Below are 26,490 nucleotides of genomic sequence, written 5' to 3'. Positions count from 1 at the left end.
TGGCTCAGAGCGGATGGATCACGTGAACCGCCACACCCCAGATCTGCACCTCGCCGCAGCGGTGCAGTTCCAGGGGCGGATAGTTCGGATGGGCTGCCTCGAGTCGCAGGCGACCGCGGTGGCGCACCAGTCGTTTGAGGGTGAATGCACCGTCCAGCACGGCGACGACCACCCGGCCCGGGCGAGGGTCGAGGCTGCGATCCACCACCAGCAGATCACCGTCGTGAATGCCGGCGCCCGTCATTGACTCGCCGCTGACCCGCAGGAAAAAGGTGCTGGTGGGGTGGCGGATCAGCTGCTCATTGAGGTCAATTCCCACCTCCACGTAGTCGTCGGCCGGGGAGGGGAAGCCGGCTGCCACCCGCTCGCCGGCCAGCGGCAGACTCAGTCGCGCCCGCCTGGGCTGCAGGGGAAGCGGAGGTTGATGGAACTCCACAGCGGACGACGCGACCTACTTGATAGTACAAGTGTACTGAATTGGCTCGCGGGGAGGATGGTGTGGTTTCGCGCATGATCCGTGGCCGACACTCCTTATCTCGTGGCACTGGCCCTGATCGAGCAGGAAGGCCGGCGAGCGTTGCCGCTGGCCGGCCGATCTCAGAAAGAGGTGGCGGCGGAGGGGGAGGCGCCGGATGAGCTGGGGCGGGCCCTGGTGCTTGAGCTGCTGCTGCGGGTCTGGCAGCGCAGCGACGCGGGGCTGCTGAAGCGGGCGGCGGCGGCAGAGAGTCTGCTGCTGGTGGAGCTGCCGATGGAGCGGCTGCCGGAAGATCTGCCGGTGCTCAAGGCGGCCTGGCTGAACAGTGGCGACGCGGAGGTGTTCAGGAAGGGCCTGCAGGGGATGAGCCCGCGGGCCTGGACCATGGCCGTGGAGAAATTCCAGCCGGTGAGCCTGACGCAGCTCTGGTGATACCAAGGCGCTCGTTCGCCCAGTGGGCGACGAGCGAGGCGAGCAGGGTGTCGCGATGCCCGAAGACGCGGATCATGGGCGCTTGCTGAGAATATTTCGCAATTCAATCCGAGTCCGGGGAAAATTGCAAGTGATTCTCATTAGCGTCGTTAAGAGGCGCCGCTGGCTCCGTCCTGCTTCAGGTGGGTTTCCATGCAGTGCGTGACGCAGGTGCCGTCATCCAGGCTGCACTCGGTGATGCAGGCGAAGTAGTCGTCGACCGCTGCCCAGCGTTCGCTGAGTGGTGCGGTGCTGGAGCTGCCATTGGGTTCAGCCATGATGCTGTTGATTTGCCGTGATGATGTGATTTATCACCGGTAATGAAATTTCAAAAGTCATCTGTGAAGTCTGGCGAAGTACCTAGGAGAGATTGCCTAGCGTTGCCAGGAGCGAGATTCCGTTGAGTCACTTATTGCGCCTGTCTGTAAATACTTATTTGCGAACTAATAAGGGTTGCAGTCGTGATTCGTGATTGCCCCTAGCTTGCTGGGATTCGATGTCGAGGGTGGTCGTGAAGTCACGTGCACAAGCTCCAGCCTGTCACCTGAGCTGGACGGTCAGGAGGATTTCAACCGGTCTTTATGCGGTTGCCGCAACAAGTAACGGCTCTGATTATGACTTTGTCGGTAACTATCGGTCTCTGGCGGATGCTCATCGTGCCGGTCGCTTGTATGCCCGTCAGTTGATTCATCAGACCCATCTGATGGCGAGAAGTGCCTGATGCTTTCGGCATCATCTGATGCGCATCACTCCATCAGCGGGTGACTCCAGACATTCACGGCAACGGAGTAGCGCTCCCCTTCGAATGGGTTGATCCGATGCAGCACGCCGGCTGAGAACAGCACAACGCGATTCACCACAGGTGGCACGGAGATCATCGAGCGGAAGTCGGGGGAGGCGATGGGGCTGTTCTGCTGCACAGGCGCGTTGTCGGCGATGAGCAATTCGCCGCCTGCACAGCTGACGTGGGGATAGAAGACCGTTGACAGCAACGGCAGGTCATAGAGCCCGTCTCGCCCGGCCGTTGCTTCGTGCTTGTCGATGTGCCAGTCCAGGTCGTTGTTGGTGTTGCACCACCATTCGTAACCGGCGGCCTGTGGCGTGAAACGGTCGAGCAGCGGCCCCAGTCTCTGCCGGATGTAATGCTCCACCAGGGACTGCTGATCGGGCGTGTGGAGCGAGCGTCCCGACCGGTCTGACGCGTCGGCCGGAATCCAGCTGAACAGGTTCCGACCTTCACTGGCTTGTTTCAGATCGCCGTGAAGGTCGCAGAGGTGGCGCAGTGCCGGAATCTCCTCGTTCGGGATCAGGTTGTCGACCACGTGCAGCATCGGTTCAGGCTCGGTGATACGGGCTTCCTTGCAGGATCGCCTGGGCACGGAACAACTGCTCGACCAGCATCAGACGGGCCAGCTCATGGGGGAAGGTCATCGGCGACAGGCTCAGTCGCCAGTGGGCTTCTGACTTGAGGTCATCGGTGAGGCCATCGGCTCCACCGATCACGAAGGCGATCCGTTCACTGCTGATCTGCTCCAGCTTGCGGGCGAAGGGAATCGAGGCAAGCGTCTCTCCCTGCTCCATCAGCACCACCAGTCGCTCATCAGGCCGCCGCGCGGCGCGGATCGCTTCCGATTCCTTCTCAGGAGTGCTGTCTCGCAATTCCACGATGCTCAGGCCCGGCAGTCGTTTGCGATAGAGATCGATACCGTCCTGGATCCAGCCGCGGCGCACCTTGCCCACGGCCAGGATGCGGAGGCGTGAGGGATTCAACCGGCGTCCTCGTCGTCCTCCAGCAGCAGCTGCCCGAAGGCCACATAAAGGCTTTCCTCTTCACTGCCGGGAGTCACGGAAGGACGCCGGGGGCGGGTGGTCTTGCCCTTGCCGCTGCTGCCGCTGGGTGGTGGAGGCAGTTCGGAGCTGCGGATCGGCGACTCCAATGGGTTGGTTGCCGGTGGCTGGCGCCTGGCTTCCAGCTGCTTGAGGCGGGCCATCAGATGCTCAGGAACAGTGCCGTCTTCGCTGACCGTCATTAGTTCCCGGAACAGCGCATCGGGATCCTGTTCCGTCTCCACCCTGTGACGTTTCGGGCCGGTCTTCGGCGTTGTCGTCGCGTTGGCGTTCCCTGCTGGATCGGGAAGCTTCTGAGGCAACTGCCGTCCCAGTTCCCGGAGACGCTCAAGGCTGCGAGGGTCAAAGCTCATCGGATCCTCCGCTCAGCCGCAACCCAGGGTGGTGCGGGTCTCGCGGCCGGTGATCGGATTGATTCCATCGGCCATCGCGCAGAGGCTTTTCAGCTGGTCACCGCGCATCGGTACATCGGTGAAGTCCGCTCCGGTGATGGTGACGTCCTGGAAGCGGGTGTTGAAGGCAAAGGCACCCTCCAGAACGGCGTCGGAGAGATCTGTTCCGGTGAGCACCGCCGCGTCCAGGGTGGCTTCGCGAAGGTCTGTACCGCTGAGATCGGCGTCCTGCAGCTTCGCTCCGTAAAGACTCGCCCCACGCAGGTCTGAGCCGGAGAGATTCGCTTCCCGCAGGTTGCTCAGGTTGAAGGTGGCGCCCCGGAGATCCTTGTCCGAGTAATCCGCTCCGATCAGCACCTGTTTGGCGACATCCATCGCGGCGAAGGATGGTGCTGCTCCGCTGATCAGGAGGGGCACCAGCAGCAGCGCGGTGGCCAGAACCGCCAGTAATCGTCGATGCATGGAGTCGTGTTCCACAACAGGACCCTAGGCCTGGCGGAACGGGGAATGCTCTGAACGCTCCTCTGCGTGTCCTGTCCATGGCGGACCCCCTGACTCTCGGCCGTCGCGCGGAAGCGACAGCCCTTGAGCTGCTGCGCTCGACGGGATGGCGGTTGCTCGATCGCAACTGGCATTGCCGCTGGGGCGAGCTGGATCTTGTGCTCGAGAAGGATCGGCGACTGTTGGTGGTGGAAGTGAAGGGTCGCAGTTCACGCCTGCGTGCTGACAGCGGGGCGGCCGCCTTCGATCAGCGGAAACGACGCTGTCTTGCCAGAGCGATCAGTTGCTGGCGTGCCGTCCACCCCGAGGCGGAACGGCAGCAGTTGCAGGTGGTGCTGGCCCTGGTGCCACTGTCCGGCCGCAGCAGGGGCGTGCGCTGGCTTCCCGTGCATCAACTCGGCTGAACTCGGCAGCTGGTGCACAGTGAATCCATGAGCTTCCATGGCCACACCGCTCGAAAACGCTTTGGGCAGCACTGGCTGCGCGATGCGGCGGTGCTTGATCGCATCCTGGAGGCGGCGGACCTGCAGCCGCAGGATCGCGTGCTCGAGGTGGGACCCGGACGCGGTGCCCTCACGGATCGTCTGCTGGCGTCGTCCGCTGCTGCGGTGCATGCCGTGGAGCTGGACCGGGATCTGGTGGCCGGCCTGCAGCAGCGTTTCGAGAATCAACCGCGTTTCTCCCTGACCCAGGGGGATGTGCTGGAGGTGCCTCTGCTGCTTCCGGATGCCTGTCCCGCAGGGAAGGTGGTTGCGAATATTCCGTACAACATCACTGGCCCTTTGCTGGACCGATTGATCGGACGGCTTGATCAACCGGTCGACCCGCCCTATCAACGCCTGGTGCTGCTGGTGCAGCAGGAGGTCGCCCAGAGGATCCGGGCGCGGCCCGGACACAGCAGCTTCAGCGCCCTGAGTGTGCGCATGCAGTTGCTCGCCCGATGTCGCAGCGTCTGTCCGGTCCCACCCCGTTGCTTTCAGCCACCTCCCAAGGTTCAGTCGGAAGTGATCGCCCTTGATCCGATTCCTGCGCATCAACGGCTGGAACCTGGGCTGGCACGGCGGGTGGAGGGGCTGCTCAGGCAGGCCTTCCAGAGTCGCCGCAAGATGCTCCGCAACACCCTGGCCTCGCTTGCGGAACCGTCCGAGCTGGAGGCACTGGCCGCAGCCGCCGGGATCACCCTGCAGCAACGGCCCCAGGAGGTGGCCCCTCAGGCCTGGGTGGCACTGGCGAAGGGCTTGAATCGGAGCGAATGATCAGCGCCTCGGCATGAGCACGATCACGGTGACGGCTCCGGCCAAGGTGAATCTGCATCTCGAGGTGCTCGGCCTGCGTGCGGACGGCTTCCACGAGTTGGCGATGGTGATGCAGAGCATCGACCTCGCCGATCGCCTCACGTTCAGCAACACCGCCGATGGGCGCCTCAGCCTCAGCTGTGATGACCCCGCACTCAGCATCGGCGAGGACAATCTGGTGCTGCGGGCCGCTCGTCTGCTGCGGGAGCGTTCCGGCTTCCAGGAGCTCGGTGCCGCCATCACACTCGAGAAGTGCATCCCCATCGGTGCCGGACTGGCCGGAGGCTCCAGTGATGGTGCCGCGACGCTCGTGGGGCTGAACGCGCTCTGGGGACTGGGGCACAGCTGCGCCGATCTGGAACGGCTGGCGGCTGAGCTCGGGTCCGACATGCCTTTCTGCGTTCAGGGGGGCAGTCAGCTTTGTTTCGGACGTGGAGAGCTGCTGGAGCCTCTGTCGGACGGGAGCGAACCGCTGGCGGTTCTGCTGGTGAAGGATCCACGGGTGAGTGTCTCCACCCCGTGGGCCTATGGACGTTGCCGGCAACGGCATGGCGGCGACTATCTGGTCGGCGAGCCCGCCTTCGAGCAGAGACGCCGGGCCCTGCGACAGGCCGGCTGGATCCGGCCGATCCGTGCTGCGCAGCCCCCGCCTCTGCGGAACGATCTCCAGTCTGTGGTGGAGCCCGAGACGCCAGCGGTGCAGACCGCGCTTCAGCTGCTGCGCTCCCTTCCCGACAGTCTTTCTGTCGCCATGAGCGGCTCCGGTCCCAGCTGTTTTGCCCTGTTCCCCGATCTCACCAGCTCCCGGCAGGGATATGAAAGGCTCCGGAAGGATCTGGAGTCCGAAGGGCTGCGGGCCTGGTGCTGTTCCCTGCGCTCCGGGGGGGCGAGGATCGAAGCATGAGTTCCGACGACACCAAACTTCCGGCCAGCGAATCCGCTGAGACCAGAACCCGAAAGGGGCCCCTCAGTTTCTTCTCCGGGGCCGTGACGGCTGGACTGCTCGCCTGGCTGGCCCTGGGGTTCAGCCGGCGCATGGTCGTCTACTTCGCGATGCATCCGCCGCACTACAGCTCCCCGATCGCCCAGAACATCGCCGTCACGCTCAAGACGCTGCTGGTTGGTCTGTCCTTCCTGGCCACGTTCAGCACCGGATTCGTTGCCTTCGGGCTGACCCTGGTGTTTCTTCGCAGTCTCTTCACGGGTCAGGACTCAGACCCTGCCTAGCGTCTGGCTGAGCTCGGACGACGTGCATGACCCCCCACGATCTGGGACAGCTGGCTCTGCTGCTCTCGCCGGCGATGCTGCTGTCGGTGCTGCTGCTGTTCACCTTCGCCGCCGGCGGTTGAGTCCGCAGCGGCTGAGATAGCTTGGCCGCTCACCCCGGGAAGGCCGGGATTGCAGCGACGCCGTGGCAGGAACCCTTCTCTTCAACGCCCTGCGGGAAGCCATCGACGAGGAGATGGCCCGCGATCCTCATGTTTGTGTCATGGGAGAGGACGTCGGTCACTACGGCGGCAGCTACAAGGTCACCAAGGATCTCTGCGAGAAGTACGGCGAACTGAGGGTTCTGGATACCCCGATCGCGGAGAACGCTTTCACCGGCATGGCGGTCGGTGCAGCGATGACCGGTCTCAGGCCGATCGTTGAGGGCATGAACATGGGGTTCCTGCTCCTGGCGTTCAATCAGATCTCGAACAACATGGGGATGCTCCGCTACACGAGCGGCGGCAACTTCACCATCCCCACCGTGGTGCGCGGTCCCGGTGGTGTGGGCCGTCAGCTGGGGGCGGAGCACAGCCAGCGTCTGGAGGCGTACTTCCATGCGGTGCCGGGCATCAAGATCGTGGCCTGCAGCACGCCCACCAATGCCAAGGGTCTGATGAAGGCCGCCATCCGCGACAACAACCCGGTGCTGTTCTTCGAGCATGTCCTGCTCTACAACCTCACCGAAGAGCTGCCGGAGGGTGAGTACACCTGTGCGCTGGACCAGGCAGATCTGGTGCAGGAAGGACGCGACGTCACGATCCTCACCTACTCGCGCATGCGCCACCACTGCCTCAAGGCCGTGGAGCAACTGGAGGCGGATGGCATCAGTGTGGAACTGATCGATCTGATCAGCCTCAAGCCCTTCGACATGGAGACGATCGCGCGCTCCATCCGCAAGACCCACCGCGTGATCGTGGTGGAGGAATGCATGAAGACAGGCGGCATCGGAGCCGAACTGATCGCTCTGATCACCGAGCAGTGTTTCGACGACCTGGATGCCCGCCCGGTGCGGCTGTCCAGCCAGGACATCCCCACGCCCTACAACGGCTCGCTGGAGAATCTGACGATTATCCAGCCGCATCAGATCGTCGAGGCGGCTGAGCAGATCGTGCGTCAGGGGATCTGATCGATGGCTCGTCAGCAGGGCTGGTTCGCCCTTGTCCTCGCGCTGGCCATCTCGGCTGCGGCGTTGCTGTTCACCACCCCCCTCCAGCTGGGGCTGGATCTCCGCGGTGGCAGCCAGATCACCGTGGAGGTGCAGCCTGCCGGTGACATCAAGCGGGTGGGTGCCGAGCAGATGGAGGCGGTGAAGGTCGTGCTCGACCGCCGCGTCAACGGTCTGGGCGTGGCGGAATCGACCCTCCAGACCGTCGGAGAAAACCAGCTTGTGCTTCAGCTGCCCGGTGAGCAGGATCCGACGGCAGCGGCCAGGATCCTCGGCGACACGGCTCTGCTGGAGTTCAGAGCTCAGAAGCCTGGAACCGAGGCGGACTTCCGGGCTCTGCGTCAGCTGAGCAGCCAGGCCGAAGCGATTCTCAACCTGAGGGAAGAGCAGATCCGTCGCGGGGAGGAGACCGACCCGCTGGATCTTGAGCGGCTCGGCGAAGCACAGTCGGTTCTTGGCCTGGATGGCGACATCGGCAGCGAAGAGGACCAGCTCAGGGCACTTCTGGTCAAGGTGGATGCCGAGATCCTGAAGCTCCTCGAGCCGGCAGCCCTCACGGGCAAACAGCTGGTCTCCGCAGGTCGTCAGCCGTTGCAGAACAATCCGAACAGCTGGGAGGTGACCCTCAATTTCAATGGTGAAGGTGCCGAGGCCTTCGCCGAGCTGACCAAGTCGATCGCCGGCACCGACCAGTTGCTGTCGATCGTTCTGGATGATCAGCTGATCAGCGCCGCCACCGTTGGCCCCCAGTTCAAGACAGCCGGCATTTCCGGAGGTGCCGCCACCATCAGCGGCAACTTCAGCGCCGAGACGGCACGGGAGCTGGAGGTGAAATTGCGAGGTGGCTCGCTGCCTCTGCCGGTCGAGGTGATCGAGGTGCGCACGATCGGTCCGACCCTTGGGGCTGAGAACATCCGTCGCAGCCTGGTGGCCGCTCTATCCGGCCTCGCCCTGGTGGCGGTGTTCATGGTGTTTGTCTATCGACTGCCGGGAGGGGTGGCCGTCGCGGCTCTCAGCCTCTACGCCCTGTTCAACCTCGCCATCTACACGCTGCTGCCTGTCACGCTGACACTTCCTGGAATCGCAGGGTTCATCCTCAGCATCGGCATGGCGGTGGACGCCAATGTGCTGATCTTCGAGCGCATCAAGGATGAACTGCGGCAGGGCAACACGTTGATCCGTTCGATTGAGACGGGCTTCGCTCAGGCGTTCTCCTCGATTGTTGATGGACACCTCACCACCTTGATCAGCTGTGCGGCCCTGTTCTTCCTGGGCACAGGACTGGTCAAGGGATTCGCCGCCACCCTCGGCATCGGGGTGCTGCTGAGCCTGTTCACCGCCCTGACCTGCACGCGAACGCTGCTGCGTTTCCTGATGGGGTATCCCGGCCTGCGCACTCCCAGCAACTTCCTGCCGCTGCGGCAGCTCTCCCCCCCGTCTGCCTGAACGATGGTCGCTTCATCTCCTGAGCTCTCTGCCTCACTGCATCAGCTGCGCTGGTCCCTGAGCAGCATGCGCCGCCGCATCTGGCTGGTGTCCGCCGCCGTCGTTCTTGTGAGCGTGACCGGACTGGTGCTCTGCTGGCTGGATCCTGCCGTTGGCTTCCCTCTGCGTCCCGGACTCGACTTCACGGGAGGAACACAGATTCAGCTTGAGCGGAACTGCGGATCGTCCTGCAGCGAACTGAAGACGGTTGAGGTTCAGGAGCTGATCCGTTCGCTCGAGCTTCCTGAAGAGCCAGACACGACTCCACCCAATCTCAGTGCTCCCCGTGTGCAACTGCTGGACGGTGGTCAGTCGCTGTCGCTTCGACTTCCAACCCTGACGGCCGGTCAGGGGCAGGTGGTGATTCGTGGCGTGGAGCCGCTCGCCGGTCCCTTGATCGAAGGAGGGCAGGCCGTCGACACGATCGGCCCGAGCCTGGGCGGTCAGCTGTTGCGCAGCAGCCTCATTTCGCTGCTGGTGGCCTTCAGTGGCATCGCTGTTTACATCTCCTTTCGCTACGACCGTCGATACGCCCTGCTGGCGCTGGTGGCGCTGGCTCACGATGTCACCATCGTCTGCGGCCTGTTCGCCTGGCTCGGTCTGCTTCTGCAGCTGGAGGTGGACAGTCTGTTCGCGGTGTCGTTGCTGACGATCGCCGGATATTCGGTCAACGACACGGTGGTGGTGTTCGATCGCATCCGAGAACGGCGTCGCGAGATGGAGGAGCTCAGCCTCTCCCAGCAGGTTGATCAGGCTGTGTCGGCAACCCTGACTCGCACGCTTTACACCAGCGGCACCACCCTGATGCCGTTGCTTGCCTTGATCTTCTTCGGAGGGTCAACGCTGGTGTGGTTCGCCACGGCTCTGGCCGTGGGTGTGGTGGTCGGCAGCTGGTCGAGCATTGCCCTGGCTCCGTCTCTTCTCACGCTCTGGGACCGCTCCTCCCGTGCGTAGAGGGATGCCGTCGACCCCTGTGGGCGTTCGCACCTACAAGTGGTTTCCCTTGCTGTTGCTGGTTCTGTCGCTTTGGGATCTGAAAACTGAAATCATCCTTCTTGCCGATCAGTTCACCTTCACCGGATTGAATTACGCCCTGCGGCATCACATGCTGGCTGTTGTCGTGCTTGTGGCATTCCCTTCTCTTTGGCGTCGCTATCGATAATTTTCAGATGACATTTGGTAGACCTGTCTCCGTCGGGTCGACTGGATTGAAGAGCGGATCATCAACCCCGTAGGTTTCAGGAACAACGCTGGAGACTCTGAAAACGGAAGATTGATCCATCTGCAACGCTTCACCGGAGATCGAATCACTGGATGGTGGGACCAGAAGCATGGATGGTTCGTCACTGGTTAATCCAACGATGCTTCGGAGAATTGAGATGGCATCAGTCACCCCGACAGAGCTGTCACCATTCACGTCCAGCATTGTCACCGGATCCTGCTCAGGGAAAGCGGATAAACCTGACTCCAAACCAACGATATGGCGCAGAACAGTAATGGCATCTGAAACTTCAAATTGTCCACTATTGTTAGCATCTCCACGAAGGGCCAGAGAGCCTTCGTCGTCCTGAATTGAATCGAACATCATGTTGAAGGAAGATCCCTCATTGCTGATTTCTTCTTCAGTTGCTAGTGCTGCAGAATCAAGTAGAGATGGAGAATTTTCCAGAGTTGTAACTTCAAGGATGTATGATTCAGCAGAGCCTGCGACATTGAAATACAAAGAGCTTTCACTTTGACCTTGGGAGCTGCTGACGATTACATTGTCACTACTACGACGTAGGAGCGTTTTCAGAGTTTTGTGTCCACCAATCCCGAAATCAAGCTTGTATGGTTGAGGTGTTGAAAGCCGTGGAGTTGTGAATTGATAATATCTTGTTTCATTGCTTGACATCACATCACCCATGGCAAGAGTTGAAGCATTGACTTCCCCGAGATCACGCGGTTTCGAAAGTTCGGTGTTTGTCGCTTCACTTGTACCCTGAATGGTGGGAGCATCGATTTTTGTCGTGTAGGAGTCGATCTCAACTGGACTCGAAATTTTCAGGATGTATGAACCTTGAGAAACCCCATCGAGTGAAATAGATCCTTCTTGGGATTCGCCAATGATCGTGGACTGATCCGTACTGCTGTACAGAGAAAGATGGATGGGTTCACTTGATGGAGTCTGCACCATGATCTGATGATTTTCTGATCCAGATGATGCGAGCTCGAATTTGAAAAATTGCTCTAGTGACTGTATTGTCAGCCGATTCTCTGGGAGAATATTGTTGTCGCCGGAAATGACACCAAGATCAAATGGGCGTTGAAGGATGGTGTTGTTGATGCTCCAACTCCGTCCAGATCGAGTTGGTTCAATACTTAAATTTTGAAACTGAGATGACTGACTTGTTCGATTGAGTGCCAAACCTTTGAGCAAGTCCACCCAACCTGTAGAACTGATAAACGTTCCAAAATTTTGCTCGTAGTTGTGAAGATCTAAGTTGTTGCCAAATCCTGGCACATAGATAGATAATCCAGAGCTTTGGCGAACATCTGAGGTCTTTGCAAAAATCACTTTGTCCAGTTCAGCTTGAGCAGTAGTTGCTGATACCCGGATCTGACTTGGCAATGACTCATTTCTAGAAATTCTGCTCAGCAGGTCACCGAGATCCACACATTCTTGATACTCATATGATGTGCTGCTGTAGATATCATTTTGAATGGAACTGATCTGTGAGTTAGTCGACGCATGAGTTAGAACAGAATCTGTAAACGATTTTATGGTCTCAGCGAGTCGATCCATGCCACTGGTGTTAATTGCTGACAGAGTGTTGGCATAACTACCAGCGTATTGATTCCCAAAACTTTCAACCATTGCCTGGGAGAGCTGTTCCGCAGTAACAGAACTAAGATTTTCCTGAAAGGGCAAAAATGCTGTGGTGTAATCATAGCCGGGCCCCCAGATGATTTCCTGGGAACTAATAAAATAATCAGTATAGTCTTTGATTTCATATGCAATTTCTGTCATGCCCATCAAGCAGGCATCAAAGGCAACAATATCAATATTAATCGCATCTTTTTGGGCTTCTTTCAGGGCATGAACGAGCTCAAGGTTCTCGATGTGATCGGAAGGTTGATTGGTGTCGGAATAGTCAAAGTTTGATCCGGATACACCGCCGCCATGGTTCCACATCACAAGAGCATAGTTTTCAGAAGGTGATTCTTCTGCAGCCCATCGAATAAAGTTGTAGAGATTAGTTGAATCACCGGTGTTCACTTCATTCGCATCAACAACAAAATTACTATTGACAGTTTGTTGATCTAAGTCAGGACTGATAAATGCTCGGCCGGCAGTTGTCCAAGTTTCAGGGCTGATTGTGCCATCAGCTTGAATCACAGGTGTTTCATAAGGTGCTACAGATCCATTCGCGCTTTGATCCCAAAGCACTGCAATGGAACTGTCGTGATTTGAAGCGGCGACAGCCGCCTCGATTTCATTAATATCTTCAAATGCGTATTGGTCCAGATCATCAGCCGTGATATAGATCATGACTGTCCAGTCATTCAAAGTAATACCATTGCCATCTGTATTTGTATTCCCCACTTGTGGCAGGACAAAATCGAGCGAGTAGTTGCCTGTCTGACCGATCGCACTTTTGACTTCAAGAATATAATCAGCACCCTCTGTCAGTCCATGGAGAGATAATGAGCGATTCTCGGTTGAGCGTATGAATGTTCCATTGCTATCCCTCAAGGTTAGATGAACGTCTCCTCCTCCAATTGTTGAGACAGAATGAGAGCTGGTGGAGTCATCTGTGATTGAGAAAGAGTAGAAGTCAACATCAGTATTATTGTGCAGGGATAAATCCGAGAGTTTTGTTCTTCCAGTTAATTGACCGAGTGTGGAAGCCGCTGAATGTTCATTGTTGCTTTCAAATTGGTCGGCAGCAATTGAAGATGAGGGTGCGGTGATCCTGAGTGAGTAGGTACCTGTGTTTCCCTCATAACCATACACATGGAGGTAATAGTCACCTTCATCTAGATCATCCAGGCTCACGGACTCATAGTCGTCAACACTGGTCGACTCGCTGATAAGGTCGCCTGCTGAATTATAGAGAGCCAGATCAAGATCACTGAGTTCATGTCGAAAATCAATTCTGGCTTGATGTCCTTCCCCTCCCTGTTGAGCGATTGCGAATTTAAAGTAATCCAGATCATCTGTTGTGTGAATTGTGAGTTGCTCGATGGCTAGTTGACTATTGACTGTCCGCAACTCAGTTGCGTCGTTGATTGTTTCGTTGGATTCATATGAATCCGCACTCAACACTGATTGAGTTGACGTATTTTCGCATTCGATGTCAAAAGTGAGACGATACGAACCCGCATCACCTGTGATTTTGAGCAAATAATCACCGCCGATCAGATTACCAATCATAAGCTTCCCATCCTGTGAGCTGGGAAGGGTGGAATCAATCAGAGTTGTGCCGGTTGAATCGTAAAGCTCGATCAGCCGCCGATCATCAACCAATTCGTTGTTGATTTGAATAAAACTTGATTCAGCTGGATCACCCACCAACGTGAACTGATACCAGTCCACATCACTCTGGTTGGTCAATGTCAGATCATCAAGAGTGTCGATGGAAGAAATATCATTCAGAACGGTCGCCGTTGATGTTGTGTTGTTTGATTCGAATCGATCTTCCTTATGATGATAAGTCGTCAGCTCGGGAACCTCGTAAGCAAGACTGTATTGACCTGGGGTAGCCTCTGATCCTTGACTAATCATCAAGTGGTATTGGCCAGCCTCGATCCCCTCCAAGCTCAGATGGGCATCAAATCCATAAAATGTTGATTGATCGCTGATGGGGTTACCTGATTGATCTAGGAGGCTGAGATTGAATTCTCCTGATGAGGTTTGTCCATCATTAGCACGTTCGTCTTTCAGTTTTAACCAATGGAGAGGGGAGGCATCATCTGCTAATTGAAAAGAGTAATAGTCAACGTCACCAAGGTAATGAGTGCTAAGGTCTTGAATAACACCTCTGCTTTGAAGTGTGCCAAACTCATGTGCATCATCAAGACTATCGTTAAATTCAAATCGATCACGTTGTGTCGATAGTACTGATGCAGTATTGAGGCTCAAATCATAACTACCAGACTCGCCGTCAAAGCCATAAACTCTTAAAAAGTATTCTCCTTCTTCCAATCCGCCAATGGGAATACGCTCGACTTGGTCAGCGCTTTCAGACCGTTCAATGATATTCCCAGTGGCATCTTGAAGTTCCAAATCCAAGTCGCCACTGTTATTGTCCATTTCGATACTTATGAACGAGGATGCTAATGGTGACTCATTGAGCAAGAACTGAAAGAAATCCTGATCAGTTTCATCGTGAATCGACAAATCTGAAATTTCAGTGACCTCTGTTAACAGACCAAGCTGTGTCGCTTGATCTGGTCTGTTATTGGATACGTTATCATCAAATCGATCTGCTGTTTGATTGCTGACATCACCTTGCAGTGTCAAAGATATTGAATACTCTGTTTGTCGCTCATCAAATCGAAAAACCTCAATGACGTAGTCACCACCGTCTAAATTTTCAAACAGAATCTCTTCGTTTGAATCTTCACCTTCGGAGCTGCTGATGTAGGTGAGACCACTCTGTGTGTCTCGATAGAGCATCAGATCAAGGTCGCTGTCGTTGCGCTCAGCTGCCAACGTGATGATGCCTGACGATGGTTCTGAGTTGTTCGCAAGGTTGAACTTGTATTGATGACTCTCATCATCAAAGAGTTCGCCACTAACGCTGCCTGATTGTGACTCTCCAAGATCGATAACATTGTTGGCAAGAACAGTGGTCTGGTTACTGTTATTATCTTCACTGTCATCACTTATCCCTGTCATTGACAGTTCATATGCTCCTGAGTGATCCTGATAGCCAACAACAGAAAGAACATAGATGCCATTGCTATCGTTTTCGATTGACAATGACTCTCTAGAAGTGCATGATGTGGAGGAATTTATCTCGGTAAGTTTGCTATCATTGATCACATCGTCCAACAACTCGCCAGAATATTGGTACAAGTACAAATCCAGGTCACTGTTCGCTTCAAGACCCTCCAGTTCAAACCACCATGTTTGACCAACAGTACTTGCGAGTAAGAAATCATGTCTTTGATACGTTTCGATCCTGCCAGGATGACTTAAATAAATGTTTTGCTCTAGGTCCTCTGGATTGATCACCTGAAGTTGACGCGATGCCGTAGCTTGATCTGAATTTGCTTTCTGGAATGAGAGCTCATAGTTCCCGGTAATCGCATCAAACCCATACACTTCTAGAATAAGGTCTGTCGATTGGGAGGATGGGAGTGTGATCGCTTCGTCTGCGGTGACGCTGAACGAACCGTCAATCTCAGTCAGGTTGTTCAGCGTAGGCTCACTTGTGGATCCGTTCCTTTGATAAAGATAGAGGTCTAGGTCTTCATTTTCAGATAGCCCTGTCAACGTAATGATATGCTGATCAGGTCCAGGATTTGAAATTAGAAAATAATCAGATTCACTCGTTTTCACTGATCCTGTAATGGTGAAGTTCTGATCAAAATCCTGGATATCACCTAGTGAGTTTTGGATGATGAGTGGGTCATCATCAGAACTGATGGTCGTGGTATTCAATGCTTGAATGGATACAGTCAGTGTACTCGAGCTATCAGATTGATTTCCGGCATTATCTTCTGCGTTGTATTGAAAAATGTCCTGAATGTTCTGGTCAGATACGTGATCTTCATCCTCATGTTTATAATAAGCAGTGCCGTCACGCTTGACATACAGAACACCGTAATTGCCAGTGATTTGTTTGTAGCCACCCACGGCTGTATAGATGCTGTGTGAGGAATTTGTCAGTGTATTAAATCTTTCGCCGTTGATGGAGATCAATGCGAGCTCGTCTAGGTCTGAGTCACTGTCATTGTCAAGCAGGTTAATGCGTTCAGATAGGTTGCCCTCATAAACCTGGATCGAGTCTGCTTGGAGTGAAATGGTTGAATTATCGGAGGCTGTAATTGTGATCGTTGTCAGATCAGAAGCGTTTCCATTGTCGTCCGTCGCTCTGTAGAGGAATTGCTCTGAAGCTGAATTTATCCCATCATACTTATAAATCACTGTACCATCTGGTTTGATGTATAAAGTCCCATGTGTGCCTGTCACTTGTTTATAACCAGCAGCGCTGCTCAATTCACTGTCGTCCGATCTCTGCAGGTAACTGAACACTGTTCCGTCAATGGAGTGAATCCTCAGCGAATCGCCGTCATTATCATGGTCGTTAGCAAGTAAATTGATGGCACTTGATGCTGTGCCGCTCGTCAGAATTATGTTATCAGCTACGGATGTGACTGTAGAATCATCAACGGCTAAAATTTCGATTTTAATATCTGTTGTGGTGGATAGATTGCCACTGTCATCAGAGGCTCTGTACTCAAACTGATCTTCTGTTGTGTCTGACCCATTGTGCTTGTAAAAAGCTGATCCTTGTTGTGTTATGAATAACTTGCCGTTTGTTCCTTCAACTTCTCTATAACCGTCGTCTGCAGTATATAGTGTGCTCTCCGATATATTCAAGTCTGAATAGTTAATTCCATTCACCGAATCAACAAGAAGTGTATCTCCGTCAGAATCCGAATCATTGGATAAAACCAGAATGTCCGTTGATGTTTCCCCTTCCCGAACTGATCTGTGGTCTTCTGACGCTGTAATGATCGATTCATCCTGCGGTGTCTCTGTATCTTCGACGCTGCTATCGATGATTGTGAGACGAACAGGAGTTGTTGGGTAAGCGGAAAAGGAATATTCTGGATACCATGGTGCAACGGTAATCCACTCTTCTGGAGAGTCATAGCTTGCTGAACCGACAATAAGAATGTCAACACGAATCTCAGCTTGATCTTTTGAAAATGTGAATTCGAAAGGACTATCCAATAACACATCGTGGTATGAAGAGTCGTAGTTTTCTAGACTCCACTGCCAATACACACTGGGGCCGAAATCCCACTCTAAGTGAAGGGTTTGTTCTTCTAAAATACCATCACGTCTCTCAATAACGAGTGTTTTGACGATTGTGCCGTTCTCTGGTTCTTTTACGGTGTTTCCACCTTCCCAGGTCATGTTGAGAGTTGGCTGAAGAAAGACGTCTTGTACGTCCTCTAGATTGATGTTATCCAGTAGGAGTGTTGTCTCTGCAACCGGTGTCGATCGATGGCCTGTTTCGCCGTAATGTATTTCCTTCAATGCCTGTTGGTCTAGAAGCGTGAATCCAGGATCGCCATCACTACTCATTGCGCCGATATAAGACATGACTGTTCCATTGATATCGATCTCTTCATCAATATCATTGTCACGACCCTCATGTGGATGTTCCAGACCCAGAGCATGCCCAAGCTCGTGGAAGGCAACATGTTTGAAGCCGCCTTCTCTTGAATTCGCAAACATATATTTAAAACCGAAGGCGCTTTCAGCCATTTCAATAACAGCATGACGTTCTGATCCCCAATAGTCGCCATAAAATCCACGACTGTAAAACGTCCCGGCTGCCCCAACCGATGTTTCCGTTTCAGGGTTCTGCCAAATGTAGAGTTGAGACTTGTAATGATCTTTGGGAACGATTGAAAATTCGGGCTCAATCAGTTGGTCGGTGTAAGCAAGTACATCCATCCACCATTGCTTATATGTCTCATCCATTGATTCGTCGATCGATACATAGATAACTCCATCGTCGCTGTAGAGATACCAGGCCCGCAGTAAGCTGTAGGGAATCCAATCTCCATTTGTGATCAGGATTTCGCTTCCTTCGAGGGAAGAATCTCTTTCACTAAGATAGATAGAATAGGTCCCAACATCTTCGCTAAGTGTTGCCTGGGCTGGTACATAGTATTCTCCGGATCTTTCTGGAGTGAAGTTCAGGGTGTTGGCTTGTAGGCTGTTACGTCTCGAGTTGGTAGCGCCAGGGACAGCCCGTCCTTCCGCATCAAATTTGTAAAATGATGTGTTGGCGATGAGTTGTCCTGCATCGTCATAAATCCCGTGCAGTGTTGTTGCGAGGATGTCATTATTTCCATCGGCATGACCATAGATTGAAACTTGATAGCTTTTATTCGCCTCGAGAACTATTTTGAACCAATCCTGGTCCCCCCGGGTTTCAATAGCCCCAGTCGTCGTGACGCCGATGTTGAGTGCGCCGGTTGTTTCCGTGCTTGCTCGATAGTCATCTGCAATGAATGGCTTCGGTGTGCCTCCTGCGACAATCTTGCTTTCATCGACATTCGTGATGCGGGTCAAGGCCAGATTGTAGAAACCTGTTTCTACAGTGGATGACGACATCACTTCGATGAAATGGTCGCCCGTGTAGCTAGGCTTGTAGATCAGCTGACTATCTTTAGAGTCTTCTGTTCGATCATTATTGCTCGTGCCTCGTAGATAGCGCCCATTCTTATCGTGAATACCACTTAGATATGGATCGTTCAGAGGAAGGTCTGACTGGTCTGCTGTCGCCAGGTCGATCTGATAGATACTGTTTGAGTTGAGGTTGACTTTGATCCAGTCGGAATCTCCTTGTTGTTCGATTTCGCCTGACAGTTCACCTCCCACGTTGACTTCGGCTGTCGTGGTGATGCTATCGACGTAATCGTCCTCGGGTGAAATAATAGTAGTTGGTGCCTCAGTGACTTTTACTTCATAGGTGCCAATGTCATTTGTGCTGTAAGCCTTGACGGGGATGAAATAAGTTGCTGTGGTTTCTGGCTCGAAATACAGCAGGCTGTTTGTTCCTGTACCTGAATCATCATCTTGCGTGTTTGCGATTAAACTTCCGTTGGATGTGAGTATGCCACTGAGCACCGTGTCGCGGAGTGTCCCATTGCCTGTAGGTTCGCCATGTAGTTCTATGAGATATTCTTGATCTGCTTGCAATGTGATGGAGAACCAGTCGATATCGCCACCCTCTTCGAGTTCCCCGGTGACACTATCGTTGACTTGAGCGATTCCCGTTGTCTCAGTGTTGTCTGAAAAGTCGTCCTCTCTTGCAATGCTTTGAAAGCCAAATGGTGAACTAGGCGCAGTTGGATAAACAAGCGTTCGAATGCTTGGTGCAGTCGGTGCAGATGTCGTGTTCTCCACCCATGATTTGGCCTCTAGGTCGGATACGATGCTGGTTAATTGCCTTGTAATCTCGCAGCTGCAACACTGGCAGTTTGCAACCCATCGATCAATATGATCTTGCTGATCGATCGTCCATGCCAAATCGTTGGCTGTACGAAATACATGGTCTTCTATTGTTCTGCCGCTCAGATCGCGGCTGACTGATTTGGGCGCAGCCATTAACAGCCCGGAATTGAGTTGTTAATACCGTAGCTTCCAGTGCTTAGAACGGCATCATCTTGTTTTTAATGTCAGGTTCCAAATTCCTGCCAGAGTGAGTCCCACGTTCTGCGCTTGACGTCCTCATTCCAGAGCCCAGCTGATTGATTCGATTCCCACCAGGATTCGAACAGATCCTGAGCTTCTTCGTAGAGGGAATCGGGGTCGATATTATCCCTTACAAGCTGAATAACGGCCTGTTTCAGATCGTCGTAGCGGGAGAAGTTGAAAATGACATCCACGCTCGCTGACGCCGTTGACTGGAATCCACCGTATGTCAGCGATGGTCCTCATGGCCACTGATCCATCACCTGCTGCACCACCACGCGCTGCATGCCCACTTGCATCACGACCACCAGCGGCAGAGCCAGGAGCACGCCGGGAAGTCCGAGCAGGGCACCAAGGCTGAGCTGCGCTGTCAGTGCAACCGTGGGGAGCAGGTTGACGGTCTGACGAAGCAGTAACGGCGTGAGGACGAATGCTTCCAGGTTCTGCAGGACAAGACGGAACACCAGCACCGAGATCATCAGCTCCGGTGACTGCAGCAGCGCCAGTCCTGCCGGCAGCAGTGTGGCTGTGGTGGGTCCGATGGTGGGGACGAACGTGAGCAGACCGCAGACCAGGGCGCTCAGCAGTGCCAGTGGTGCCTTGAGCAGGCTCAGTCCTGCCCAGCTCAACAGGAAGACTGTTGTGGCGGAGATGGTCATGCCGCTCAGCCATCCCCCCAGTGCGGTCCGGCATGCATCGAGCAGTTGAACCATCTGAACCCGGGCCGGGCGGGGAGTCACCGCAACGACCATCTGGCGGTGTGATGCCGGGTCGAGGGCGAGGAGCACGGCAAGGAGCGTCATCAGCCCGAGCTGCACCACGCTGTTGGCGGCATTGCCTGCCATGCCCAGCAGCCGTGATCCAAGCGGTTGAAGCTGGTCGAGGCTGACGTCACCGCCGATCGCCTTGTCCAGTTCCACAAAGCGTGGATTGGTCGCGAGGATGGTGTTCAGTTTGCTGAGGAGCTCCGGCAGATCCCGACCCAGTTGCTGGATCTGAGTGATCAGCTCCGGCAGCAGCAGCTGGGCCACGATCACGGCGGCCAGCAGCAGCAGCACCAACACGATGCTGAGAGCCTGCGGACGGTTGAGTCGCGTGCGTGTCATCAGCTGCGTGATCAGCACATCAAGGGCGACAGCGACCACAACGGCCCCGAACAGAACCAGCAAAACCCAACGGAGGTGCCAGGCCATCAGGGCAAGGCCGATCGATGTCAGCGCAATCAGCAGCGAACGTGAGTTCATGTCTGAAGTCTTGTGCGCTTCCAGTGATCCAGAACGTCGTGAATGAGGATTTCACGGACCAGCACCTGGATCACCACGGCCAGCGGCAGGGCCATCAGCAGTCCGAGAGGACCGAAGAGCAGTGTGAAGATGAACTGCGCCATCAGGGTCAATCCCGGCAGAAGTTTCACCTGGTGATGCATCACCGAGGGGGTGATCAGATAGCTCTCCAGGTTCTGGATCAGCACATAGGCCCCGAGCACGGCCACGGCTTTCCAGGGGGCGTCAAGAATGGCCACAGCCATCGGAAACACGGTGCTGATCGTCGGCCCCACATTGGGGATGACGTTGAGCAATCCCGCCAGCAGGGCGTTGGCCAGAACCAGCTTCACACCGAGCAGGGAGAGAGCGATGCCGCAGAGCATCGCCACAGCGAGCGAGCTGATCAGCACACCGACCATCCAGCTGCTGAGAGCCTCCCCGCAAAGGGTCAGGATGCGACGTGCGCGTCGTCTGTAAAAGGATGGAACCAGCTGAATGCTGACGTCGCGGTAGGCCTGGGGTTGGATGCTGATCATCAGCCCGATGGCGAGCACGAACAGCACCCGGAGCAGTCCATTGCCGAGATTGCCGGCAACACCGACAAGGCTCACCAGGCCTGTGCCCACCCCTGACAGGAGAGACGAACCATCGGGGATCAGCCGCAGTTCCGAACGTCCCAGCTCCTGCAGATCAGGCAGCGTGTCAACGCCGTAAATCGCATCACTGACGCGATCAAGAGAACTCAGGGTGCTGCTGATCAGGATCCGTGCGGCCTCCGGAAGTTGTTCCAGCAGAACCGCGAATTCCTTCACGAAGGGTGGAACGACGACGGCCGATGCGATGGCCAACCCGCCGATCACCCCTCCGATGCAGGAGAGCAGGGCGATGGTCCGCGGCATCGGTCGCAGGGCCTGAAGCTGGCCGACCAACGTGCACAGAGCCATCGCCAGAACAATGCCTGTGAACATCAGCACAAGCACGTGACGAAGGCTCCAGATCAGTACACCGGCAGCGATCAGGGCCGCCAGGGACAGCCATCGCGCCAGGTTCACGCGTTCGAGTCGGAATCCTGGTTCGTGTCGTCGTCGTTCTGGTTCTGGGCATATCCCAGTCCGTTAGCAGCGGCATAGCGCTGGGCAAAGCGCATGAAGCGTTCGAAATCCTCCTCGGATTTCCATGAGTACACAGCTTCAAGGGCACTCGCTTTGCCGTTCACGAACTTGCCGTTGATTTCCCTGGTGACCATCTCTCCTTCTTCATCAATCATCCACATCCCCGTGATGTCACCCATCGTCTCCGGCGCAATCGCAGCCGGCTGCTCGAAACGGAACGTTGCTTGACCGGTGCGTCCATCACGACTGCGGGTCAGGCGGATATCTGGAACCACAGGTTCGTTGACTCCCCTGAAAAATTGGATGGCTGCCGCCCCGGATGCTTCGCTCATTGGCCCACTGATCTGAGGGCGGATCTTAGTCGGATCTCTCCATGCAACTGAGCTGGATCAGGTGATCTGCTGCCGCCGAGGGTGACAGACCGCTGATGTCGATGCTCTGGCGTTGTGGTGTCCGTTCCAGCTCGTGGTCGTAGCAGCGGTCGTAGTAATCGAGGGTGGCTCGACAGGCGGTTCCCCAGTCCTCAGCCGCAATCGCCTTCAGAGCCATGGCCGTGCGCTGCGGTCCCAGCCGCCGGCTGATGCGTTGCGTGGCCTCGCTCAGGGCTTCCTTCCCCTGTGATCCGTAGACCCCCACCAACTGGTTGACCCGTTCCTCAAGTGTTCGCTGAATCTCCAGCACCGGGGCCTGTTGCATCTGCTGGAACAGACCTGCAGGAATCCGGCAGCGTCCAACCTGCACACTCTCGGCTTCCAGCCAGATGCTTCGGGCCTGCGACCGCCGATGCCGGTCGAGACACTCGGCCAGTTTGTTCTCGTAGTGCTCTGTGGACGGCTGCTGCGGCAATCCCAGCCCTCCGAAGCTGCTGCCCCGGTGATGGGCCAGTCCCTCGAGATCGACCATGGCCACGCCCCGCTGTTCCAGAGCCAGCAGCAAATCAGTCTTGCCCGTCCCGGTGCGGCCTCCGAGCAGGCGCAGGGGCCAGGGTCTGCTGAACTGCTCCAGCACCCAGTGCCTGTACTGCTTGTAGCCACCCTTCAGAAGCAGCGGTTTGAGGTCGATCTGTTCCGCCAGCCAGGCGATGCTGGCTGATCGCATGCCTCCTCGCCAGCAGTAGATCCTCGGGGGGACTCCCCCGGCGAGAGAGTCCAGCCTGGCGGCGAGATCGGCCAGCTTCGGGCCGGTGATCTCAAGCCCGAGCTGCACCGCCCGGCGGCGCCCCTCTTGCTTGTAAGCCGTCCCGACAGCAGCGCGCTCGTCATCCTCGAAGAGAGGAAGGTTCCGAGCCTCAGGCCAATGCCCGCGGACGAATTCCGATGGACTGCGCACATCGATCAGCGGACCGCTCTGCTCCCGCAGTTCCTCGACGGTGACGGAACGGGCGATTCCCATGCCTGACATAGTGGGCCAACGCCGCGCCAGTCAGGGCCGGTTGCAATCCATGCTTTCTGGTTCCTCACCCGCCACCAGCCTCAGTCCCGACCAACTGCTCGAGCGGTTCGCGACCGGCAACCCACGTCAGCGCCGCAGTCTGATCAAGACCGTCGTGGCTCGGATCGGTGATCTTGAGGCCCTAGGAGATGGCTTGCTGGAGCCATTTGACCCTACTGGTGATGACTGGGCGGCCGGCTGGATCCTGCAGCTGCTGCATCGCCAACGCCCCGAACGGGTCAGCGCATTGCTCGGCAGCTGCCCAGATGGATGGTTCAAGGTTGAATCAGCGGTCGGCATCGACTACCGCGGCCTGCAGCAGGATCTGCTGCAGGAGGATTTCCAGGCAGCCGACCGCTTCACGAGTGCCGCACTCAGGCAGTTGGCAGGTCCGGACGCTGAGAGGCGGGGTTACGTGTACTTCAGCGAGGTGCCGGCAATGCCGGGGGTTGACCTGACCGTGATCGACCGTCTCTGGACCGCGTATTCCCAGGGACGATTCGGTTTCACGACCCAGGCACGGCTTCTTCAGGCACTGGGTGGGCGTTATGACCTTCTCTGGCCTCGTATCGGCTGGAAACTTGATGGTGTCTGGACCCGCTATCCCGGGGCCTTCACCTGGAGTCTGGAGGCGCCGGAAGGGCACATGCCCCTGGTCAATCAATTGCGTGGTGTCCGTCTGATGGATGCCTTGCTGAATCACCCAGCTCTGCAGCAACGGCGGTAACCAATCGATCTGTGCAGACCGCAAAGAACCGTTAGGTTCGAAAAAGCCCAGCAGTGATCCGGATCGTGCCACCTCAGCGGTCCTTGTCCCTCGTTCCTCCGTCGAGCGATCCGATCGCGTCGATTCCGTCGTTCCGGTGGGCCGATTTCGTTCTGCCCTCCACGCTTCAGCTGGCACCGCTGATGGAGCTTCTGATCGAACCGGTCGGATGCCTGGTGACATGCCAGCGCATTGAACTTGGTCTGCACGAGGCACTGGTCAATGCCGTTCGTCACGGCAACTCGGAAAACCCCGCCAAGCGGCTCAGGGTGCGTCGCATCCTCACGCCCAACTGGTTGATCTGGCAGATCCAGGATGAAGGTCAGGGGATGCCGAGGGGGGCGCGTCAGCCCTCTCTACCTGATCAGCTTGATGCCGCCAGCGGTCGAGGTCTTTTCCTGATTCATCAGTGCTTCGACGATGTCCGCTGGAGCCAACGGGGCAACCGTCTGCAGCTCGCCTGCCGCAGGCCCGTCAGCGATGGGGGCACCCAGGATCCTTCAGCTCACCTCTGATCCAGCCGAGAGCCTGTTCGGTGAGACTGGCCACATCCTCGCGACGGCCATTGGCGGTCAGCTGAGCCAGTGCCGCCATGAGCAGTTCAGCGGCTCGACGGTCGGAACTGGTTTTCAGACGATGCCAGTCCCGATCGCTGATCTTCATCAGATCATGCAGCTCCTGGGTCAGCTTGCGGGTTCCATTAGGCCATTCAGCGGGCGGCATCGAGCTGGAGGAGATGAGATCGGTCTAGTTTCATGGAAACAGTGCAGTGGTTGATGCATCAGCACCGTGCTGACCGTCGGCAGCTCCGCTGGCTTCACACCGCCTCCCTGTTGATGCTTCAGGGGCGGCGTCAGGCTGTCAGCCTGCAGAGCGGGAGAGGGAGTTCCCAGCGTCGCTGGAAGCAGCGTCAGAACCTGGCTCAGAAACTTCTGGAAAGCCCAGCAGAAGGTTGGACGCTGCCGAGGCAGAGAGGTGCAAGGTTCTGGCGGGCCCTGCGTTGGGGGGGAGCAGGATTCGTGGTCGCCTGGTGGCTGAGGGGAGGCTGAGGAGAACCCTCAGCCCACCTTCTAGGAATTCTGCTGAACAACCACGAGGGAGACGGGTCGCTCTGACTGAGCTTCCCTGAGGGGCGGAAAGGGACGTTCCGAAGGTCTGGGCAGATCATTACCCCGAAGCCAGGCACTGTGGAGGGCACGGCGACGGCGGTCCTCAGCAAGCACCAGACGATCAGCTGCGCTCTGAGGACTTTCCCCGGGGAGCACAGCGGTTCGCAGGCAGATGCCAAAACCGTGGGCTTCCACCTGAACATGGCCTTCCATCAGAACGACCTGGAAGATCCATCCCTGAAGCCAACGCAACCGGAAAGGATTGGTCATGGATCATCCCAACGGTCGAACACACCCTATGGATCCTGAACGGATCTGCAAGGTGGGCTGTCAGCGAACCCGTTCAGAGTGCTGAAACCACAGGTTTCCGCGCGGTCCACACCCTCGTCATGAAATGGGATTCGCCTTTGATGGCCTCGAATCCCGCGCTGGCCAGGCGTGCGGGGATGTCATCACTGATGTAGTCGCGGTAGTAGGGCTCGTGAAAGACCCTTCTGAAGTTCTCCATCGCGACGCCGAACTCGGGCGAGTCGTTGATCTGGACCGAATCCGCGAGAACGAAGGTTCCGCCGGGCTCCAGCACCCGCCAGGCTTCGTTCAGCACGTTCTGGCGCGCTTCCCCCGGGAGCTCATGGAGCAGAAACACACAGGTCACGGCCTGCAGGCCGTCATCAGCCAGAGGGAGACGCTCTCCATTCGCCCGCAGCAGCTCCACCAGTGGTGACGTCCCACCGTTCAGCCAGCGATTCGCCTGCCTGAGGTAGGCCTCCGAGAGATCGATTCCAATCAGTTCCGCGTGGGCAAAGGCTCCGCGGATCTGATGCAGGGTTCGACCGGTGCCGGTCGCCACATCAAGAATCCTCAGCGAGGCCGGCGATCGGTCGGAGAAGTGGCGGAGCCCGCGTTTGAGAGGTGCCAGAACGCGGCGACGCATGGCATCGGCGGTGCCGTTGAACAGAATCTCAACCTGGAGGTCGTAGAGGCCTGCCGAGTGATCGCTCAGATACCCATCCGTCTGGTGGTGGAAATTCTGGAGGTAATAGTCGGGATAGAGGCTGGGGTCGGTTCCTTCCGGCAGGTCTCTCACATTGCGCTGCTTGCGGCGGGACCAGGTTGAGGGCAGATCGAGCCAGACCATCGGATACGTTCTGGCCCACTCCAGCCAGGGCGCATCGAAGAGCAGTTCCTGCGGATACACACCCTGCTCAGCGTCAGCCCAGTCCCGTTCCTCAAGCTTCGCCATGGCAGCTCGGAGAGTGTTCAGCATCTCGGGCGGAACCGATTCCGTGCTGGGGACGGCTTCCGGAGCCACAAGCGACATCAGCCGCGTGCTGAGGTCTTTGTGAACCAGACCGGCCAGACCTTTCCCCTGCTGCAGGGTCTGGTAAGCGAGCTTGCTGAAGGGCGTGGTCGCCATCGGAGTGCGTTGAAGACGACCATTCCAGCGAATCCATTACTGAAATGGGGACTCTGC

The 26,490-nt window shown here is 56.4% G+C and carries 27 protein-coding genes; 12 read left to right on the top strand and 15 right to left on the bottom strand.

What is annotated here, in order from left to right:
* Positions 1-4: 4 nt before the first annotated feature.
* Positions 5-436: a LexA family transcriptional regulator gene (locus SynA15127_RS07630; RefSeq protein ID WP_043691374.1), complete on the bottom strand. Its 432-nt coding sequence runs from the start codon at positions 434-436 to the stop codon at positions 5-7.
* A gap of 81 nt (positions 437-517) precedes the next feature.
* On the opposite strand from SynA15127_RS07630, the gene SynA15127_RS07625 reads away from it, so the two are divergent.
* Positions 518-907, top strand: a complete 390-nt coding sequence (locus SynA15127_RS07625; protein ID WP_186483556.1) for a hypothetical protein — start codon at positions 518-520, stop codon at positions 905-907.
* A 149-nt stretch (positions 908-1,056) separates the two neighbouring features.
* On the opposite strand, the gene SynA15127_RS07620 is transcribed toward SynA15127_RS07625, so the two are convergent.
* From SynA15127_RS07620 to SynA15127_RS07600, 5 genes are all read right to left on the bottom strand, one after another.
* On the bottom strand, positions 1,057-1,224 hold the full coding sequence (locus SynA15127_RS07620; protein ID WP_186483555.1) for a hypothetical protein: 168 nt from the start codon (positions 1,222-1,224) through the stop codon (positions 1,057-1,059).
* 468 nt (positions 1,225-1,692) lie between these two features.
* Positions 1,693-2,277, bottom strand: a complete 585-nt coding sequence (locus SynA15127_RS07615; RefSeq protein WP_186483554.1) for a 2OG-Fe(II) oxygenase — start codon at positions 2,275-2,277, stop codon at positions 1,693-1,695.
* 4 nt (positions 2,278-2,281) lie between these two features.
* Entirely contained in the window at positions 2,282-2,716 is a 435-nt protein-coding gene (locus tag SynA15127_RS07610) for a 23S rRNA (pseudouridine(1915)-N(3))-methyltransferase RlmH (protein WP_043691366.1), read from the bottom strand.
* Positions 2,713-3,147: a hypothetical protein gene (locus tag SynA15127_RS07605; protein ID WP_186483553.1), complete on the bottom strand. Its 435-nt coding sequence runs from the start codon at positions 3,145-3,147 to the stop codon at positions 2,713-2,715. The genes SynA15127_RS07610 and SynA15127_RS07605 overlap by 4 nt, the downstream gene beginning before the upstream one ends.
* Before the next feature lie 12 nt (positions 3,148-3,159).
* The gene (locus SynA15127_RS07600; RefSeq protein WP_186483552.1) at positions 3,160-3,648 is read right to left on the bottom strand and encodes a pentapeptide repeat-containing protein; all 489 of its coding nucleotides are present in this window, start codon (positions 3,646-3,648) and stop codon (positions 3,160-3,162) included.
* 77 nt (positions 3,649-3,725) lie between these two features.
* Between SynA15127_RS07600 and SynA15127_RS07595 the strand changes: the two genes are divergently transcribed.
* From SynA15127_RS07595 to SynA15127_RS07560, 8 genes are all read left to right on the top strand, one after another.
* A complete protein-coding gene (locus SynA15127_RS07595) occupies positions 3,726-4,091 on the top strand; it encodes a YraN family protein (RefSeq protein ID WP_186483551.1) in 366 nt (121 codons plus the stop codon).
* 27 nt (positions 4,092-4,118) lie between these two features.
* Entirely contained in the window at positions 4,119-4,943 is an 825-nt protein-coding gene (gene rsmA, locus SynA15127_RS07590) for a 16S rRNA (adenine(1518)-N(6)/adenine(1519)-N(6))-dimethyltransferase RsmA (RefSeq protein WP_186485637.1), read from the top strand.
* Between the two features lie 13 nt (positions 4,944-4,956).
* Positions 4,957-5,886, top strand: a complete 930-nt coding sequence (gene ispE / locus SynA15127_RS07585) for a 4-(cytidine 5'-diphospho)-2-C-methyl-D-erythritol kinase (RefSeq protein ID WP_186483550.1) — start codon at positions 4,957-4,959, stop codon at positions 5,884-5,886.
* Positions 5,883-6,209 (top strand): DUF3082 domain-containing protein, encoded by a 327-nt coding sequence (locus SynA15127_RS07580; protein ID WP_186483549.1) that lies wholly within the window; start codon positions 5,883-5,885, stop codon positions 6,207-6,209. Before ispE ends, SynA15127_RS07580 begins: the two co-directional genes overlap by 4 nt.
* A gap of 184 nt (positions 6,210-6,393) precedes the next feature.
* Positions 6,394-7,377: a pyruvate dehydrogenase complex E1 component subunit beta gene (locus tag SynA15127_RS07575; RefSeq protein WP_186483548.1), complete on the top strand. Its 984-nt coding sequence runs from the start codon at positions 6,394-6,396 to the stop codon at positions 7,375-7,377.
* Between the two features lie 3 nt (positions 7,378-7,380).
* Entirely contained in the window at positions 7,381-8,862 is a 1,482-nt protein-coding gene (gene secD / locus SynA15127_RS07570) for a protein translocase subunit SecD (RefSeq protein WP_186483547.1), read from the top strand.
* 3 nt (positions 8,863-8,865) lie between these two features.
* On the top strand, positions 8,866-9,855 hold the full coding sequence (gene secF / locus SynA15127_RS07565) for a protein translocase subunit SecF (RefSeq protein ID WP_186483546.1): 990 nt from the start codon (positions 8,866-8,868) through the stop codon (positions 9,853-9,855).
* Between the two features lie 4 nt (positions 9,856-9,859).
* A complete protein-coding gene (locus tag SynA15127_RS07560) occupies positions 9,860-10,063 on the top strand; it encodes a hypothetical protein (RefSeq protein ID WP_186483545.1) in 204 nt (67 codons plus the stop codon).
* A gap of 3 nt (positions 10,064-10,066) precedes the next feature.
* Here the strand turns inward: SynA15127_RS07560 and SynA15127_RS07555 are convergent, their stop codons facing one another.
* From SynA15127_RS07555 to mnmH, 6 genes are all read right to left on the bottom strand, one after another.
* On the bottom strand, positions 10,067-19,246 hold the full coding sequence (locus SynA15127_RS07555) for a clostripain-related cysteine peptidase (protein WP_186483544.1): 9,180 nt from the start codon (positions 19,244-19,246) through the stop codon (positions 10,067-10,069).
* A gap of 71 nt (positions 19,247-19,317) precedes the next feature.
* Positions 19,318-19,527, bottom strand: a complete 210-nt coding sequence (locus SynA15127_RS07550) for a hypothetical protein (RefSeq protein WP_186483543.1) — start codon at positions 19,525-19,527, stop codon at positions 19,318-19,320.
* A 48-nt stretch (positions 19,528-19,575) separates the two neighbouring features.
* Positions 19,576-20,577 (bottom strand): AI-2E family transporter, encoded by a 1,002-nt coding sequence (locus SynA15127_RS07545; RefSeq protein WP_186483542.1) that lies wholly within the window; start codon positions 20,575-20,577, stop codon positions 19,576-19,578.
* Positions 20,574-21,650, bottom strand: a complete 1,077-nt coding sequence (locus tag SynA15127_RS07540) for an AI-2E family transporter (RefSeq protein WP_186483541.1) — start codon at positions 21,648-21,650, stop codon at positions 20,574-20,576. The genes SynA15127_RS07545 and SynA15127_RS07540 overlap by 4 nt, the downstream gene beginning before the upstream one ends.
* On the bottom strand, positions 21,647-22,042 hold the full coding sequence (gene psb28, locus SynA15127_RS07535) for a photosystem II reaction center protein Psb28 (RefSeq protein ID WP_186483540.1): 396 nt from the start codon (positions 22,040-22,042) through the stop codon (positions 21,647-21,649). Before psb28 ends, SynA15127_RS07540 begins: the two co-directional genes overlap by 4 nt.
* A gap of 25 nt (positions 22,043-22,067) precedes the next feature.
* Entirely contained in the window at positions 22,068-23,111 is a 1,044-nt protein-coding gene (gene mnmH, locus SynA15127_RS07530; protein WP_186483539.1) for a tRNA 2-selenouridine(34) synthase MnmH, read from the bottom strand.
* Positions 23,112-23,151: 40 nt separating this feature from the next.
* Here mnmH and SynA15127_RS07525 point away from each other — a divergent pair, with 40 nt between their 5' ends.
* Entirely contained in the window at positions 23,152-23,868 is a 717-nt protein-coding gene (locus SynA15127_RS07525) for a GUN4 domain-containing protein (RefSeq protein WP_186485636.1), read from the top strand.
* A 182-nt stretch (positions 23,869-24,050) separates the two neighbouring features.
* Positions 24,051-24,422, top strand: coding sequence for an ATP-binding protein (locus tag SynA15127_RS07520; protein WP_186485635.1), 372 nt, complete (start codon positions 24,051-24,053; stop codon positions 24,420-24,422).
* Here the strand turns inward: SynA15127_RS07520 and SynA15127_RS07515 are convergent.
* The gene (locus SynA15127_RS07515; RefSeq protein WP_186483538.1) at positions 24,382-24,630 is read right to left on the bottom strand and encodes a DUF6439 family protein; all 249 of its coding nucleotides are present in this window, start codon (positions 24,628-24,630) and stop codon (positions 24,382-24,384) included. The two genes, SynA15127_RS07520 and SynA15127_RS07515, sit on opposite strands and share 41 nt — an antisense overlap.
* A gap of 32 nt (positions 24,631-24,662) precedes the next feature.
* Between SynA15127_RS07515 and SynA15127_RS07510 the strand changes: the two genes are divergently transcribed.
* Positions 24,663-24,956 (top strand): hypothetical protein, encoded by a 294-nt coding sequence (locus SynA15127_RS07510; RefSeq protein ID WP_255475432.1) that lies wholly within the window; start codon positions 24,663-24,665, stop codon positions 24,954-24,956.
* A 21-nt stretch (positions 24,957-24,977) separates the two neighbouring features.
* On the opposite strand, the gene SynA15127_RS07505 is transcribed toward SynA15127_RS07510, so the two are convergent.
* Positions 24,978-25,286: a hypothetical protein gene (locus SynA15127_RS07505; protein ID WP_043691334.1), complete on the bottom strand. Its 309-nt coding sequence runs from the start codon at positions 25,284-25,286 to the stop codon at positions 24,978-24,980.
* 73 nt (positions 25,287-25,359) lie between these two features.
* The gene (locus SynA15127_RS07500) at positions 25,360-26,433 is read right to left on the bottom strand and encodes a class I SAM-dependent methyltransferase (protein WP_186483537.1); all 1,074 of its coding nucleotides are present in this window, start codon (positions 26,431-26,433) and stop codon (positions 25,360-25,362) included.
* Positions 26,434-26,490 lie beyond the last annotated feature (57 nt).

This window comes from Synechococcus sp. A15-127 (assembly GCF_014280215.1).
GTDB lineage: Bacteria > Cyanobacteriota > Cyanobacteriia > PCC-6307 > Cyanobiaceae > Parasynechococcus.
The sequence above is the reverse complement of the archived record's forward strand: the minus strand, read 5'-3'. Positions and strand labels throughout refer to the sequence as shown.